General features: G+C 40.7%; 18 protein-coding genes. 13 read left to right on the top strand and 5 right to left on the bottom strand.

Annotated elements, in window-relative coordinates; translation table 11 throughout:
* Positions 1 to 65 precede the first annotated feature (65 nt).
* The 4 genes from EDD68_RS04475 (at position 66) to EDD68_RS04460 (ending at position 4,631) form a co-directional block, all read left to right on the top strand.
* A complete protein-coding gene (locus EDD68_RS04475; protein WP_207902537.1) occupies positions 66 to 785 on the top strand; it encodes a response regulator transcription factor in 720 nt (239 codons plus the stop codon).
* Positions 785 to 2,569: an ATP-binding protein gene (locus EDD68_RS04470; protein WP_279388233.1), complete on the top strand. Its 1,785-nt coding sequence runs from the start codon at positions 785 to 787 to the stop codon at positions 2,567 to 2,569. Before EDD68_RS04475 ends, EDD68_RS04470 begins: the two co-directional genes overlap by 1 nt.
* Before the next feature lie 276 nt (positions 2,570 to 2,845).
* On the top strand, positions 2,846 to 3,382 hold the full coding sequence (sigX, locus tag EDD68_RS04465; protein ID WP_132371044.1) for an RNA polymerase sigma factor SigX: 537 nt from the start codon (positions 2,846 to 2,848) through the stop codon (positions 3,380 to 3,382).
* Entirely contained in the window at positions 3,369 to 4,631 is a 1,263-nt protein-coding gene (locus EDD68_RS04460) for a GerMN domain-containing protein (RefSeq protein WP_132371043.1), read from the top strand. Before sigX ends, EDD68_RS04460 begins: the two co-directional genes overlap by 14 nt.
* Positions 4,632 to 4,945: 314 nt before the next feature.
* On the opposite strand, the gene EDD68_RS04455 is transcribed toward EDD68_RS04460, so the two are convergent.
* Positions 4,946 to 5,443, bottom strand: a complete 498-nt coding sequence (locus tag EDD68_RS04455; protein WP_132371042.1) for an inorganic diphosphatase — start codon at positions 5,441 to 5,443, stop codon at positions 4,946 to 4,948.
* A 113-nt stretch (positions 5,444 to 5,556) separates the two neighbouring features.
* Between EDD68_RS04455 and EDD68_RS04450 the strand changes: the two genes are divergently transcribed.
* Positions 5,557 to 6,009, top strand: coding sequence for a helix-turn-helix transcriptional regulator (locus tag EDD68_RS04450; RefSeq protein ID WP_132371041.1), 453 nt, complete (start codon positions 5,557 to 5,559; stop codon positions 6,007 to 6,009).
* 58 nt (positions 6,010 to 6,067) lie between these two features.
* Here the strand turns inward: EDD68_RS04450 and EDD68_RS04445 are convergent, their stop codons facing one another.
* Entirely contained in the window at positions 6,068 to 6,316 is a 249-nt protein-coding gene (locus EDD68_RS04445) for a 4Fe-4S domain-containing protein (protein WP_132371040.1), read from the bottom strand.
* A 144-nt stretch (positions 6,317 to 6,460) separates the two neighbouring features.
* On the opposite strand from EDD68_RS04445, the gene EDD68_RS04440 reads away from it, so the two are divergent.
* The 4 genes from EDD68_RS04440 to EDD68_RS04425 are packed head-to-tail and all read left to right on the top strand — an operon-like array spanning position 6,461 to position 10,426.
* Entirely contained in the window at positions 6,461 to 7,534 is a 1,074-nt protein-coding gene (locus EDD68_RS04440; protein ID WP_132371039.1) for a YpbB family protein, read from the top strand.
* Positions 7,531 to 9,063 (top strand): RecQ family ATP-dependent DNA helicase, encoded by a 1,533-nt coding sequence (locus EDD68_RS04435; RefSeq protein ID WP_132371038.1) that lies wholly within the window; start codon positions 7,531 to 7,533, stop codon positions 9,061 to 9,063. Before EDD68_RS04440 ends, EDD68_RS04435 begins: the two co-directional genes overlap by 4 nt.
* Before the next feature lie 2 nt (positions 9,064 to 9,065).
* On the top strand, positions 9,066 to 9,647 hold the full coding sequence (locus EDD68_RS04430; RefSeq protein ID WP_132371037.1) for a CPBP family intramembrane glutamic endopeptidase: 582 nt from the start codon (positions 9,066 to 9,068) through the stop codon (positions 9,645 to 9,647).
* Between the two features lie 5 nt (positions 9,648 to 9,652).
* Positions 9,653 to 10,426: a LysM peptidoglycan-binding domain-containing protein gene (locus EDD68_RS04425; RefSeq protein ID WP_132371036.1), complete on the top strand. Its 774-nt coding sequence runs from the start codon at positions 9,653 to 9,655 to the stop codon at positions 10,424 to 10,426.
* 38 nt (positions 10,427 to 10,464) lie between these two features.
* Here EDD68_RS04425 and EDD68_RS04420 read toward each other — a convergent pair whose 3' ends face one another.
* The 3 genes from EDD68_RS04420 to EDD68_RS04410 are packed head-to-tail and all read right to left on the bottom strand — an operon-like array spanning position 10,465 to position 11,534.
* Entirely contained in the window at positions 10,465 to 11,034 is a 570-nt protein-coding gene (locus tag EDD68_RS04420) for a manganese catalase family protein (RefSeq protein WP_132371035.1), read from the bottom strand.
* Positions 11,035 to 11,056: 22 nt separating this feature from the next.
* The gene (locus tag EDD68_RS04415) at positions 11,057 to 11,305 is read right to left on the bottom strand and encodes a spore coat protein CotJB (RefSeq protein WP_132371101.1); all 249 of its coding nucleotides are present in this window, start codon (positions 11,303 to 11,305) and stop codon (positions 11,057 to 11,059) included.
* Positions 11,306 to 11,309: 4 nt separating this feature from the next.
* Positions 11,310 to 11,534, bottom strand: a complete 225-nt coding sequence (locus EDD68_RS04410; RefSeq protein ID WP_132371034.1) for a spore coat associated protein CotJA — start codon at positions 11,532 to 11,534, stop codon at positions 11,310 to 11,312.
* Between the two features lie 258 nt (positions 11,535 to 11,792).
* On the opposite strand from EDD68_RS04410, the gene EDD68_RS04405 reads away from it, so the two are divergent.
* The 4 genes from EDD68_RS04405 to EDD68_RS04390 all read left to right on the top strand — a co-directional run bounded on the left by EDD68_RS04405 (position 11,793) and on the right by EDD68_RS04390 (position 15,630).
* Positions 11,793 to 12,410 (top strand): CBS domain-containing protein, encoded by a 618-nt coding sequence (locus EDD68_RS04405; RefSeq protein ID WP_243646749.1) that lies wholly within the window; start codon positions 11,793 to 11,795, stop codon positions 12,408 to 12,410.
* 237 nt (positions 12,411 to 12,647) lie between these two features.
* Positions 12,648 to 13,220: a genetic competence negative regulator gene (locus tag EDD68_RS04400; RefSeq protein WP_132371032.1), complete on the top strand. Its 573-nt coding sequence runs from the start codon at positions 12,648 to 12,650 to the stop codon at positions 13,218 to 13,220.
* Between the two features lie 45 nt (positions 13,221 to 13,265).
* Positions 13,266 to 14,195, top strand: a complete 930-nt coding sequence (locus EDD68_RS04395) for a D-alanine--D-alanine ligase family protein (protein ID WP_132371031.1) — start codon at positions 13,266 to 13,268, stop codon at positions 14,193 to 14,195.
* A 154-nt stretch (positions 14,196 to 14,349) separates the two neighbouring features.
* On the top strand, positions 14,350 to 15,630 hold the full coding sequence (locus tag EDD68_RS04390; protein ID WP_132371030.1) for a Glu/Leu/Phe/Val family dehydrogenase: 1,281 nt from the start codon (positions 14,350 to 14,352) through the stop codon (positions 15,628 to 15,630).
* Positions 15,631 to 15,728 lie beyond the last annotated feature (98 nt).

Genomic DNA, 15,728 nt, shown 5'->3' with positions numbered 1-15,728 from the left:
TGACCAACGGGCTACTTGCTTATTCGGGCAGGTAGCCCTAAACTGAATTAAAGGGGGAATCGATGATGAATGATGAGGCCAAAATTTTAGTTGTCGATGATGAAGAACGGATTCGCCGGTTACTGCGGATGTATCTGGAAAGGGAAAATTATGAAGTTGAAGAAGCCGAAGACGGAAAGGAAGCACTGGAAAAATCACTGGAAGAAGATTATGATTTGATCATTCTTGATTTAATGATGCCGGAAATGGACGGAATCGAAGTGTGTAAACGATTGAGGGATAAAAAAGCAACCCCAGTTATCATGTTAACCGCGAAAGGGGAAGAAGCCAACAGGGTTCAGGGATTTGAAGTGGGAACGGATGATTATATCGTAAAACCGTTTAGTCCAAGAGAAGTTGTCCTGAGGGTAAAGGCCCTTCTTAGAAGGTCATCGAGGACGAAATATCTGCAAACAGATACAAAAACAAGCGACGTGCTCGTTTTTCCGCATCTAACCATTAATAAAGATGCTCATCGAGTAACAGCAGACGGCAAGGAAGTCAATTTAACCCCTAAAGAATATGAATTACTCTATTTCCTTGCCAAATCACCGGATAAAGTATTTGATCGCAAAGAACTTCTTAAGGAAGTCTGGCACTATGAATTTTTTGGAGATTTAAGAACGGTTGACACGCATGTTAAACGACTGAGGGAAAAATTAAATAAAGTATCCCAAGATGCTGCCAGGATGATTGTAACCGTCTGGGGTGTCGGTTATAAATTCGAGGTATTGGATGAGGAATGATGTTCTGGAGAAGTGTTGTCGTTAAATTATGGTTTACGATTTTGCTATTTTTCTCATTTGTATTGTCCGTTTTAACTATTCTGCTGCTACAATTCTTTGAAAATTTTCATGTGCTTGAGGCCGAAAAAGATTTAATGCAGACCGCCAACAAAGTCACCTATCTGGTTGATGAATATGGGGATTCCCCTCACGATGACCGTGATTTATTGGTACGCTTGATCGAGCAGGTTAAAGACCCGTTAAACCGGATTATCATTCTAAACAATCAGAATCAGTACTGGGTATCATCTAGCGAAGATGAAACACTTCCTGCTTTTGAAACAGAATGGATTTATCGGGATCAAGGTTTATATGAGGTGATCAACAGTCAGGCTACCTTCAAACAAAAAATGGAGCTTCCAGGGACAAATCGGGAAGTTTTGATGGTGGGCAGACCACTGAATGGCCAGAATGGTGCTGTTTTTGTTTACCAGTCTCTGGATATTGTCGAAGAGACAACTTCCCAGACGACGAAATTGATTTTACTGGCTGCAGGGATTGCGATTGTATTGACAACATTTTTTGCCTTTTTCCTGTCGAGCAGAATTACATCTCCGCTGATCAAGATGAAAAAAGCAGCCAGGGAACTGGCAAAAGGAGAGTTTCATACAAGAGTCCCTGTACTTACCCATGATGAGATTGGTGAACTAGCTGTGACGTTTAACCGGATGGGAAGGCAACTAAAATACCATATTCAGGCCTTGAATCAGGAAAAAGAACAACTATCCAGTATTTTGCGTTCCATGGCAGATGGGGTTATTACTCTGAATCGCAATGGAGAAATTCTGCTGTCCAACCCGCCTGCTGACCGTTTTTTACATACCTTTAATTATGAAAAAGGTACACGTTCCGGTGACGAAAATCAGCAAAAGATCCCTGATGATATCAGGAGGATTCTGGATCAGGTGATTTCTGCTGAACAGGAAGTGACCAGGGAAATAAATCTTCAAGGAAGAGATTTTGTCATGATCATGTCCCCGTTATATGACAAATCATTTGTAAGAGGAGCGGTTGCAGTCATACGTGACATGACGGAGGAAAGGCAGCTGGACAAGCTGAGAAAAGATTTTATTGCGAATGTATCCCATGAACTCCGCACGCCGATTTCCATGCTGCAGGGATACAGCGAGGCCATTGTAGACGATATAGCAGAAACGAAAGAAGAAAAAAATGAGCTGGCAAAAATCATATATGATGAATCCTTAAGGATCGGACGCCTTGTAAATGAACTACTTGATCTGGCCCGAATGGAAGCCGGTCATATAGAGTTAAACCTGGAACATGTTGAAATCAAGCCTTATGTCAATCGTGTAGTAAAAAAATTTAGCCAGCTGTCCCAGGATAAAAACATTAGCCTAAAGACCGATTACCATTTATCTGAAAGCCACGGACATTTTGATCCGGACCGTATTGAACAGGTCCTGACCAATTTAATCGACAATGCCATCCGACATACGGATGAACATGGAATCGTAGAAGTCACTGTTCGATCGTCTGCCAGCCGTTTGCATGTTAGTGTGAGAGATTCTGGAACAGGAATTCCTGAAGAGGATCTTCCGTTTGTGTTTGAACGTTTTTATAAGGCTGATAAATCTCGTAAAAGAAATGAAGGACGAAAAGGGACCGGGCTCGGTCTTGCCATCGCAAAAAATATTGTCGAAGCCCATGATGGTACCATTCAAGTTCACAGTAAATTGAATGAAGGAACAACATTTGAATTTTTCTTGCCAATAAATATCAAATAATATAGAACATGCCCGAAAATGTTTGTTTCACATGAAATAGCCAGACTAAGGAAGAAATCAAAATTTCTTTCCAGTCTGGTTTTTTATATCTGACATTCATGGAACCGTTTATTAATGATAAAATATGTGATGTATTCATGTTCTTATCGTAATATTGAGGAGGATTTTAAATAGCAGAATGAATGGCAAGAATGATCATAAAAAACCAATCCAGCTCCTATGCTGTAACTTTTCTTGAAATCGAAACGTCTCATTACTTGAATGGGAGGCCCCACTATGAAAGATGTCTTTCATGAGCTGTATCAGAAATATCATCAGGATTTATTCCAATTCTTATTTTATATGGTTAAAAACAGAGAAATAGCGGAAGATCTAGTGCAAGAAGTCTATATAAAGGTTTTAAAATCCTATCACAGCTTTGAAGGAAAAAGCAGTGAAAAAACCTGGCTTTTTTCCGTAGCTCGCCATGTTGCCATTGACTACTTTCGAAAACAAAAGCGAAAAAAGAAACGTTTTCTTGATTATTTTGATATTGGAGAAAAGGCATATCTTCTTCAGGACGAGCAGCCCATTCCAGAGGAGATCGCTGTTCAAAACGATGAAATCAAACAGGTCTATCATTATTTGGGGCGCTGTACGGATGATCAGCAGTCTGTCATTATTTTGCGGTTTATTCAATCTTTATCTATCCAGGAAACCGCCGAGGTTTTAGGATGGAGTGTCAGCAAAGTCAAAACCACACAGCATCGTGCAATGAAAGCTTTAAAAACGATGATGTTGGAAGGGGAGGGCGTGAAACGTGAAGCGAAATGATCGGCACCAGCAACAAGAAAAAGAGCTACAATCCTTGCTTGAGCAAATGCCTAAAATTCAAGATCATCAGAGCCCAGACGCCCTATATGAAAACATTCAGGCTAAACTAGAGGAAAAAGATATGCATAAGGAAAGTCACCGGGGGAAGCAAAAATGGTATTACTTGCCTGTAGTTGCATCTGCCGCCGTTGTAATTTTAGTTGTGATCGTAAGTGCAGCCTATTTGAATAATCAGAATATGTATAACCAGAATATGAATCAGGCAGATGATAGTGAACAGGGTTCGGTTGCGAACGAAAACCAATATGACATGTCAATTGAACAGGCACCTGAGGAAGAAATGTCAGATGTTGAATCTGCTGAAAGTCATAACGAAACTTTTGACAGCGAAGGAAGCAAAGACGAGATGATGGCAGATCAAGTCTTGCAATCGAAAGCACTTCAGTCGGTTCCTAAAAACCACATTCCATTTAGTTTTATGATTCCGGACCGGAATAAACAGTACAGTGTTCCCATCTCATTTAGTGTTCCTCAAGAACAGGCCGATTTAAATGAGTACTATAGCAATATAAGTCAGTTTGTTGAAGCTGAAGAATGGGGGGTAGATCCTTCAATATTTCAAGGGATTACTTTTGATTTTAATCTCGATGAACATACGGTTTCTGTTGACATTCCGCAAGGTTTTTTGCAAAAAGGCGGATCCACTGTGGAGCGGTTACTCGTGAATAGTTTATACCACATGATGCAGCCCCTGAATGTGGAAACGATCTTTTTCACAACAGACGGAAATCAGGGGGCGGATTTTGCCCATTACGGAACATTAACGGAACTTGAGGTGCCATCTCAGATCAAAAACATATACAAATTGTATCAAGTGTCAGACGAACATCCTGTATGGATTATTCCGATTCCAGCTAACTCTGATTCGTCAATCGAAGAAGCCATCAACGCGATGTACGAGGGGAATGAGAATTTTTCCATACGGGCATCAATTCCGGAAAACATCACGATTGAAAATATTGAAGAGAGCAAGGACTTACTGACCATTACATTTTCAAAAAGTGTAAACTTGACGCCGACAGAGCCAACCGTTTATATGATTGATGCTATCCTTATGACCGCTAAATCTTTTGGATATGAGGAAGTTCATTTCCGTAATGCCAACATCGACCAAATCGGACCTTACAACCTTGAGGAAATCATACAGGTGCCGGCAGCGATCAATGTAATGCCCATTTCCTACAGATAAAAGAACATAAAGAGAATGGGACATAAAATGAAAAAACGGTCGAAAAGACGAACCGTTTTGCAAAAATCCGTAGACTTCAGGTCGACTAAAACCGGTCATGTCCTGTGGCGAACGTCGACTTGAGCACGTCCTGTGCGTTGCGGGAACTTCATGCCTAAGACAGAGGGATGTGCTGCCTTAGGAAATCTCAGGCCGTGCCCGCGGAAAGTGAAGCATGTTAACAAAGTAAAAAATATCCGAACTTATTCAAGTGATGATTGAATATCGTTCGGATATTTCATTTTCTTATAAAGTTTTGTCCCAGCCTCTTAATATTAGGCTTTATTTTCTTGGTAACGTTTGACACATTCGTCAATTAGTTTAGCGGCAGCTTCCGGACCTTCCCAGTCACCGATTTCAGTCTTCTTGCCCTGAAGATCCTTATATGTCTGGAAGAAATGGGCGATCTCATCAAGCTTATGTTTTGGAATATCATCGAGTGTTTGGACATCGTTGAAACGAGGGTCTTCAGTTGGGACAGCCAGCAATTTTTGATCCTCTTCACCGCTGTCAATCATATTTAAAAATCCAATCACGCGGGCTTCAATCACACATCCAGGGAAAGTAGGATTCGTTACCAGCACAAGTGCATCTAATGGATCCCCGTCTAAAGCCAGCGTTTCGTCAATATAACCGTATTCAGCCGGGTAAAACTGAGGAGAATAAAGAACCCGGTCTAATTTAAAAACACCTTTTTCCTTGTCAAACTCATATTTGTTCTGACTTCCGGTCGGGATTTCGACAAAAACTTCTACAACTTTATTTTCAGCCATATAAAGCCCTCCTTATGTACTCGAATTCGGAACTATTATACCAACAAATGAATAGGAAGAAAAGCTCGGTTCATGTTAAAATAGAGCTGAACGACATATAGGGAATGGTGAGAATGAATAAAGATATATTAGTAGAGAGCCTGTCTCCCAAAATTAAATTGGTCCGGGCAGAACAGGGGTATACTCAGGAAAGAATGGCCAATATTTTAGGCATATCCAAAAAAACCCTTGTTCAAATCGAAAAAGGTAGGAATCTGGCCAGCTGGACAACCATCGTCGCTCTTTGTTCATTATTTCGGCACAGTGATGTCATTCAGAACGAACTTGGAGAAGATGTGCTCGAAGTAGTGGAGACGGTTGCGCTCGAAACGGTAGAACGGCCGATAAAAAAGACCCTCGGTGGTAAGGTCTGGTGGACAGATATGTTGCAAAATAACGGATATATCTTACAGCAAAATTTAATCAGCAAACATTTTCGGATCATTGATCATAACAACTATCGCTATTACAGCACATTCAACAAGCAGGAGGCCATGGAAAAGCTTCATGAATTAACAGAGAGATAAGAAAAGGGAAGGGGCAAATGGAAACCCCCTTCACGGTCGTGAAGGGGAAAGATGAACATTATTCAAATTTATTTGGGTCACCGTCAAATGATTGAGCAGAAACCCGGATGGAATCAGTAGGACAGCCTTCAAAGGCATCCATCATATCTTCATGAAGCTCCTCTGGTATTTCGGCGGTTCCAGTGTTGTCATCTAACATATTAAAGGCAATTCCATCATCGTCATAATCATATATATCTGGTGCTGCTGCCCCACAGGCACCACAGGCAATGCACGTTTCTTTATCAACGATTGTAAACTTTGGCATCAAAAACCCTCCTCGGTCATAACAATCTTTGGATGCATACTTGTCTGTCCTGAATCAGCAGGTCATGCAAGCTCGTGACTCCATTACATATTTTAATTCTCATTGGACAACTTTTCAACTACGAAGAATCAGGAGTGATTCTGTTTGTTTCAGACGATTATGCTGGATACAGCAGCAAAGCTGGAAGGGGAGCGGAGTCCTTCCGCCATGTATTATTTATTGTCAGGAAAACGATCATCGCAGACGATACAGGATTCTGTTTTGTTTCAGCTGGATTCTTATTTTGGGATTCTTCCTGGATTGTCTCAGCCTGTATTTGAACAAATGTTTTATCAATTAGTCAGGGATCAGCAAATCATTGTCAATCAAAACAGTATGTTTGTAACGGATTCGGGACGGGTCCAGTTAGCTGAAGGGATCAGCCAATATAAGCAACTGTCCATGCTTCAGGGACTGAATTATCATGAAACCGCAAAAACGTTCTGGTTACGACTTTTATTATTCATACAAACTGTATCGAATATACTGAAAGGTGAGCAGCGGTTCCTCCCAATTGTAGAGGAGGCGAACATCATCAGGTGGGTCAAGTCATTTTATGTCAAACATCGTAATCATATAGACGCCATATTTCATGAGATGTATGAAGAAACGAAACAACTGTTATCCGGGCTGGACCATCACCATGCTGAGATCATGGTTTCCCGCATGAACGGCTACCGGCATGTTGGCAAAAGCAAGGAACAATTAGCCTATGAACTGGGAAAATCGATTTATGATATCGAAATTTACATACTGTCAGGGATTCATTATTTTTTAAAGGCAATCGAAAAAGAACAGGAACGATACAAACGGCTTCAACAGTTTATTCCGGAACAGCATGCTGAAGGCCTGTTAACGCGTTCAGCCCGAAAAACATGGGAATTGCTGAATAATGGGATGAAGGCGACTGATATTGCCAAAAGACGAAGGTTAAGGATCGGGACAGTTCATGATCATATTGTGGAAATGGCGTTTGTCCTTCGGGAATTTGATATTTCTCCATATGTAAGCAAAGGGGATATGAATGCCATTTCAGACGTACTTCAGACAGATTCCACGAAAAGGCTAAAACAAATTAAACAACAGCTTCCGGATCATATCAGTTATTTTCAAATCAGACTTGTGATGGCAAAATATTATAAACAGGCAAATCAAATCGAGGAGATGGCAGACGGGTGAACGTAAAGATAGATCAGGTTCGCAAAATGATGAAAACCTATTTTGGCTATGACAGATTCAAAGAAGGACAGGAGGAAATCATCACTGAAGTGTTAAAGGGAAACGATGTCCTTGGAATTCTTCCTACCGGAACCGGAAAATCTTTATGCTACCAATTGCCGGCACTTCTGACAGAGGGTGTAACGGTAGTCGTATCCCCACTGATTTCTTTAATGGTCGATCAGGTGAAGCAATTGAGAATGAGGGGGATCAAAAATGTTACATATCTAAATAGTATGATGAGTAGAGAAGAACGAATAACCATTCTCCGTCGTCTTTCTTTTTATAAAATGATCTACTGTTCTCCTGAAATGCTACAAAATACATATTTTATTGAACAGTTGAAACGGCTTAGAATCGCGTTGTTTGCCGTGGACGAGGCGCACTGTATTTCTCAGTGGGGATATGAGTTTCGAACGGATTATTTACGATTAGGACATGTTCTGAACCAATTAAATAACCCCGCAGTTCTTGCTCTAAGCGCTACGGCAACACCTGAAGTCCAGGAGGATATTATATGTCAGCTAAGGCGGCCAAATATGCTCAAGATTATTTATCCGATGGATCGTGAGAATATTGTCCTTGATGTAGAAATGTACAGGACCAGCCAGGAGAAAACAGATCGAATGGTTTCACTTTTAAAACGTTTTTCGGTGCCAGCCATGATATATTTTTCCAGCAAAAAGGTGTGTGAACAGATCGCATATAAACTCCAGAACGCCCTTCCTCAATTATCGGTTGTCCACTATCACGGGGGGATGGAAAAAGAAGACCGCCTTTATGTCCAGCAGCAATTTATGAACGATCAAATTGATGTTGTTTGCTGCACAAGTGCCTTCGGGATGGGAATTGACAAGGCTAATGTTCGTTTAATTATTCATTTTCATATCCCAACGCACATTGAAGCGTATATACAGGAAGCAGGAAGAGCGGGAAGAGATGGAGGCACAAGTGTCAGTCTGATTCTATATTCTCCGGGGGACGAAGAAATCCCCTTTCACCTGATTACGGAGGAACTGCCAGATGAAAGACAGGTGGATCTGACAGCAACATTTATGGAAAAACATTTTAATCAACAACTGGATGAACAATTTGAACATGATGTAATGGAACAGGTGCAGATCAATGAGATTCAATGGGGATTTATCAAATATCAGCTGGAGACCTATGGACTTATTCGACAAAATAGGAGTAAACTGAATAAAACAGAATGGGAAAACATCCGCCCGGCTATTTTGCGTATTCTAGAAGAAAGAAAGCAGCTTAAACAGAAGCAGCTGTTTAACTTGCTGGCATATATTCAGGAGAAGGGATGCCGGAGAAAAAAGCTTTATGATATGTTTCAGGACCACTTTAAAAAGCCGTTAACCTTTTGCTGTGACCGATGCGATTTCACCTTTGACAGGTGGAGACCAGCTATTGTGGAGAAGAAATCTAACAGAGGCAACTGGGAACAAACCTTGAAGCAAATTTTTCATCAGGGTGGATGACAATGAAAAAAATGATGAATCAGGCTGAAATGATAAAACAGATGTCAGACCGGGAACTGTTAAATCAGCTTTATCTTTCCCAAATCATTCTCCTGGTGCTGGGAATACTGGGTAGTTTTCTCTTTTTTTCTTCTCTAGAAAACTGGCTGTCAATGTTTAAGTGGAATGGCAAAGAAATATTCTTATTTGGTGCTGTTTCCGGAATTGTCTTTGTTTTAGTAGACTTGTTTTTGATGAAGGTCCTTCCTGAACGGCATATGGATGACGGGGGGATTAATGAGAGGATATTTAAAAATCGTTCTCTTTTACACATTACGTTTCTCTCTCTTTTGATTGCCTTTACTGAGGAATTGTTGTTTCGGGGAGTGATTCAGACAACCTTTGGATATGTGACCGGAAGTCTGTTATTTGCACTCGTCCATATCAGGTATATAGTGAAACCAGTACTTTTGCTATCGATCCTTTTGATCAGCTTTTATTTCGGCTATATTTATGAAATCACAGAAAATTTAAACGTGACCATTATGGCACATTTTACGGTTGATTTTTTGCTGGGGCTGTATATTCGTTTCAGATCGGGGTGAAATGCATGGAAAACCAGGAACACAACAGTTATGATCAAGCTTCAAAATTAAGAGATCAAATGTACGACCATAAAAATAAGGAGGAAAAATCCAGTGAGCCTTTTGATGTAATGAGTCTTCCTCCCCGGAGTGAGATCCATCGAAAAAATAAAGAAAAAAAGCAAATAAACTGGAGTATGATTCTGCTGCGAATCATTGTTATTTTGTTTTTAATCCTTATTATCCTGATCCCCATTTATTACTGGGAAAAAAACGGTAGCCAAAACACCCCTTCTACAGCATCCAGTGGGGATTCGCCCGGCGAGGAGATTGAAATTATTCACCAGTCTATTGTTCTAGATCCTGACATGAATAAGAAAGGCCTGGATTTCGATAGACAAACAGGTTCCGGCGATCGTATAGAACCAGAAGATGAAGAGAAAAACACGAAAGACAAGCAAGAAGTGGAAGAAGAAATTCCCGATCATACAGAAAATAAAACAAATATCATAGATTCAGAGACAAAACAAGACCCAGAGACAGGATCTGAAGAGACTGCCGATTTGCCTCAAAATGAAAATACAAATAAGAACGGGAATCAGAATGATAACCAGGAAACTGAAGCAGAACCAGAAGCAGAAATGATTTATTATACGGTACAACAGGGGGATACATTGTTTTCTGTTTCACAAAAATTTTATGGAGGAAGATTTGGAGAAGAAATGATTCGTCATGCCAATGGGCTTGAGGGAAATTCCATTTATGTCGGACAGGTCTTAAAAATTCCTATAAACGAGTAAGGGTGTCAGAATGATCGCTTTTCTGACACCCCTTTTTTTTAAAAAAATGTCTTTTTGCCCTGTTCTTCTTTTAAAATTTCAACAGCTTCTCTGAATCGCTGAGAATGGACGATTTCCCTTTCGCGCAAAAACTTCAGTCCATCATTAAGGTCGGGATCATCAGATAAATTAATGATCCACTGATAGGTCGCGCGGGCTTTTTCTTCAGCAGCAATATCTTCATATAGATCAGCAATCGGGTCACCTTTTGCCTGAATGTATTCAGCCGTCCATGGATTCCCTGCAGCATTATGGTAAAATAGAGCTTTATCATGATTCGCATAATGGGGAGCAAGCCCTGCTTCTTTTAGTTGTTCAGGTGTGGCGTCTTTTGTAAGCTTATACACCATCGTAGCAATCATTTCCAGGTGTGCAAATTCTTCCGTGCCGATATCCGTCAAAAGCCCGATGACTTTATCAGGGATGGAATAGCGCTGATTTAAATACCGCAATGCCGCTGCCAGCTCCCCGTCCGCTCCCCCATATTGTTCAATTAAAAATTTAGCAAGACGGGGATTACACTGACTTACCCGTACTGGATATTGAAGTTTCTTTTCATAAAGCCACATGTCAGTAAACCACCTTTCGTTATTACACCTGCCATGGCCATGGTGTGTTATCCCATGTCCATGGGTAACCGGAATAACTCTGATATTGCAGCAAGGGACCAAACTGTTTTTCGAATTCTTTTTTCATTTTTTTGCTTTGTCTGGCATAATGATTGTATTGCTCGATGGCTTCCTTATCCTTTGGATGGGTGTCTAAATAGAGAGTCAGCTCAACAAGCACAAAATCAATTGCCTGAATTTCTTCTAATTGTCTGTAGTATTCAGGCGGCATGGTTTTATTCACGTTTCATCTCCTCCTTTTTGGACCCGGGGTAGGGGCTGTAAAAAATGGGCCAAAGGGTTCCATGGAATAAAGCTTCTTTCGGACTAAACTGCGGAAGGGATGGTGGTTGAAATCCGACGTATAAATTAGGGGGAGTGCGGTAGCTTTTGACTTTCATCGGAGGGCACGGATCAAAAGGGCTGATGTAGGGGTGATAATATTTCACAAGCGAATACATGGGGGATCCTCCTTTCATCATTTGACGCTAATTTATTTGTATGACACCGAGTCTTGTCTCATTCGAGAGTTCATGACTTAGAAAATCGCAGGACAACGAATAAAGGCGTCTTTCATCTGGCAAGTACCCCTCTATGGATCAGAGATGGCAGTGGCAAAAAAGATGGTAAACATTTTAAAAAAGGAATTATGTCATTCCTGTCGAACTTGATAATCAATGATATGAAATGAGGTGATGGACTTGTTTGTCAAAAGTATCATGAAACCTGTTCACCAATGCATCAAAGCACAATCTACTGATTCCTTAAATGATGTTTTGAGACGTTTAAAAGATCATGACATCACAGGCGTTCCTGTTTTGGACGGAAAAAAATTTTCCGGCATGATCTCTGAACAAATGATTTACAAGGCTTACTTTGAGCATTCCGGAAGAGGTAAAGACGAGTTTTTACAGTACACAAAAGCGAAAGATATTCTTGATCATAAAGATTTGTTTATCAAAGATGACGAAGTTTTCGAAAAAACATTAACTTCTTTCAAGGGATTCCCAATTCTGGCGGTAATCGATGATCAGCACTACTTGAAGGGGATTGTCACAAGATCGGATGTGCTGGAACAATTTGAAAGCGCATTTGGATTACATAAGAAAGGAGTCCGCATTGCATTTACATCTACGGAATCTGAAGGACGCATAGCAAGAATGGCAGAACTCCTAAAGCACTACCACGAAAATGTGATTTCTATCGCCACTTTTGATGAGACCGATAAACTGGCCAGACGTATTGTACTGAAAATAGACAAAAAGGATAATGTGGATCAATTTATCAAAAGGCTGGAAAAAGCAGGATTCCGAATATTAAGTGTCAAGGAAATGTAAACCGAACAGATTTAGATCTCGAATATAACGGGTCATCACTCGAAAAAATGACGAGTGGATGGCCTATTTTTTATTCTAATGATTAGGGAAAATCTGATATAATGAAATTTCAAATGAATCCGTACATGCTGAATCAATGGCAGGAAAATAAAATATAATACAACCATAGCCATGCAACTTCATCCATTTCAACCACATACCCTATAATCAAAGAGGTTAATAATTGGAGGTGTTACCATGCGGCTGGAACGCCTTGGTGAAAATAAATTTAAAATTTTTGTCACGTTTGATGATTTAAAAGAAAGGGGATTTACCAGAGAGGAAATCTGGCATAACCTTCCAAAAGCTCATCAATTGTTTCAGGAGATGTTATTCGAGGCGAGTGATGAACTGGGGATGGATTTGGATGGAATACTGGTCGTTCAGGTACATCTTTTGCAGGCCCAGGGAATGCTCATTGTGGTGACACAGGACGATGAAATGATTGATGATGAATATATCGAGATGAAAGTGACGCTGGATGAAAGCAAAGAATTTATATTTTTGTTTGCATCATTTGAATCCGTCATTCAGGCCTGCCAGACCCTCCACCAGACAGGTATAACCGGAGGAAAGATTTACTATTATAACCAGGATTATTATATGCAGTTTACTGATAAAGATTTAATGGATATGAATAAAGAGAATGTCATTGCCATATTATCTGAATTTTCATCTCCAAGTACAGTGACATCCTTCCGCTTACAGGAATACGGAAAAATGATTTTGGATCAGAATGCGGTTGACCAGATTGTCCATTATTTTAATTAGTATCTAAAAGTAAAATTTCTGATCAGGGATAGGAGTGTAGAGGAAATGAAAATTGCTGTGTTATATGGGGGAACTTCCGGGGAAAGGGAGGTTTCCATTTCAACTGGAAAAGGAATTATGAATGCATTAAAGGCAAATGGCCATGAGGTGATTGGAATCGATTTTAATCCGAAACAGCTGATAGAGATACTTGATTTAGAAGCGGATCTTGTATTTCTGGGACTCCACGGCAAGCTGGGAGAAGATGGGAAAATCCAGAGTCTCCTTGAGATGCTCAACATTCCTTATGTCGGTTCAGGAGTGCTGGCTTCCGCACTTGCGATGGATAAATCAAAAGCTAAAAAGCTTTTTTTGCAAAATGACATTCCAACACCAGACAGCAGGACATATTCCTTAGTTGAGAAGGAACATTTCGAACATTTAAAAGACAAGGTTTTAGCCGAATTTGATCTTCCGTTTGTCGTCAAACCAAATCAGGAAGGTTCCACACTGGGATTAACCATAGTTAAACAGCAGGAGGAGCTGGATCAGGCACTAGAAGAGGCCTTTAAACATGATGATGAAATTATCGTTGAAGATTATATTAAGGGGCGGGAAATGACCATCGGAGTCTGGGGTGAAAAGGGAAAGGAAACGGCCCTTCCTGTCATCGAAATAATTCCTAAAAATGAATATTATGATTACGAATCCAAATATGCACCGGGTGGCAGTGAACATATCGTACCTGCCAACATCAGCATGGAATTGACGAAACAGCTACAAGATTATGCCATTCAGGCCCATCAGGTGTTAGGGTGCAGCGTATATTCAAGGGTGGATTTCATTGTCACTGAACAGGACATTCCATACATTCTGGAAGTAAATACGCTTCCGGGAATGACTCCCACAAGCCTCTTCCCGGATGCGGCCCGGGCAATCGGCTTATCCTATGAAGAAATGATTGAAAAAATTGTTCATTTATCATTGAAAAAATAAAGAAATGACTATATAATGAAAACGCTTACGCAGGGGTTATATTTTTTCGTTAAAAATGAATATTATTTGTTGCATATTCTTTTTGAACGTGTATACTAAATTCTGAAAGCAAGCAATCATTTAGAGTTATTGAACATTCATAGGAGGTAAGTTCATGGTAGCCGATAAGCCAGCAGATTCAACCAACGAAAACAATGAAGTCAATGATGTTTTAAAGTCAACTCAAACGGTTATTCGTCAGGCTCTGGATAAACTTGGTTATCCTGAAGAGGTGTATGAATTATTACGTGAGCCACTGCGTTTGTTAACGGTACGAATTCCAGTCCGCATGGATGATGGGAGTGTAAAAGTATTTACAGGCTACCGCGCACAGCACAATGATGCAGTTGGTCCCACAAAAGGCGGGGTACGCTTTCATCCCGATGTTACCGAAAGTGAAGTAAAAGCACTATCCATCTGGATGAGTTTAAAAGCAGGCATTGTCGATTTGCCTTATGGGGGAGGCAAAGGCGGAATTGTGTGCGATCCCCGGGAAATGTCCTTTCGGGAACTTGAGCGGCTTAGCCGGGGATATGTAAGAGCCATCAGTCAGATTGTCGGGCCAACGAAAGACATTCCGGCTCCTGACGTATTTACAAACTCACAGATCATGGCCTGGATGATGGATGAATACAGCCGTATCGATGAATTTAATAATCCAGGGTTCATTACAGGAAAACCACTGGTTCTTGGCGGGTCACACGGAAGAGAATCTGCTACTGCCAAAGGAGTAACCATTTGTATTGAAGAAGCCGCCAAAAAACGGGGCATAGATATCAAAGGTGCCCGGGTCATTGTACAGGGCTTTGGTAATGCAGGGAGTTACCTATCTAAATTTATGCATGATGCTGGTGCCAAAGTGATTGCGATTTCAGATGCGTACGGTGCTTTATATGATCCCGATGGCCTTGATATTGATTATCTTCTGGATCGCCGTGACAGTTTTGGCACTGTGACGAAACTGTTTAAAAATACAATTACAAATAAAGAGATGTTAGAGCTCGATTGTGATATATTAGTTCCAGCTGCGATTGAAAATCAGATCACAAAAGAAAATGCCCATCATATTAAAGCAGATATTGTGGTTGAAGCAGCCAATGGACCTACAACCCTTGAAGCAACCCAAATTTTAACCGAGCGGGGAATCCTGCTTGTTCCGGATGTTCTGGCTTCATCTGGAGGGGTTACGGTTTCCTACTTCGAATGGGTACAGAATAATCAGGGTTACTACTGGACTGAAGAAGAAGTAGAGGAAAAGCTCCGCAAAGTGATGGTAAAGGCCTTTAACAATGTTTACAACACAGCGAACACCAGAAATATAGACATGCGTCTTGCAGCCTATATGGTTGGTGTGCGTAAGATGGCAGAAGCATCCCGATTCAGGGGATGGATTTAGGCTATTATCAGTTGATAAATGACATTGCATCTCCTATCATGATACTGGTAGGAGATGTTTTTTTATTTGTTGTATCAGCATGCAATCTCCAGCCTGGC

Origin of the sequence: Melghiribacillus thermohalophilus, assembly GCF_004342905.1 — a bacterium.
Classification (GTDB): Bacteria; Bacillota; Bacilli; order Bacillales; family Alkalibacillaceae; genus Melghiribacillus; species Melghiribacillus thermohalophilus.
This window is presented reverse-complemented; position numbering and strand designations above follow the sequence as displayed.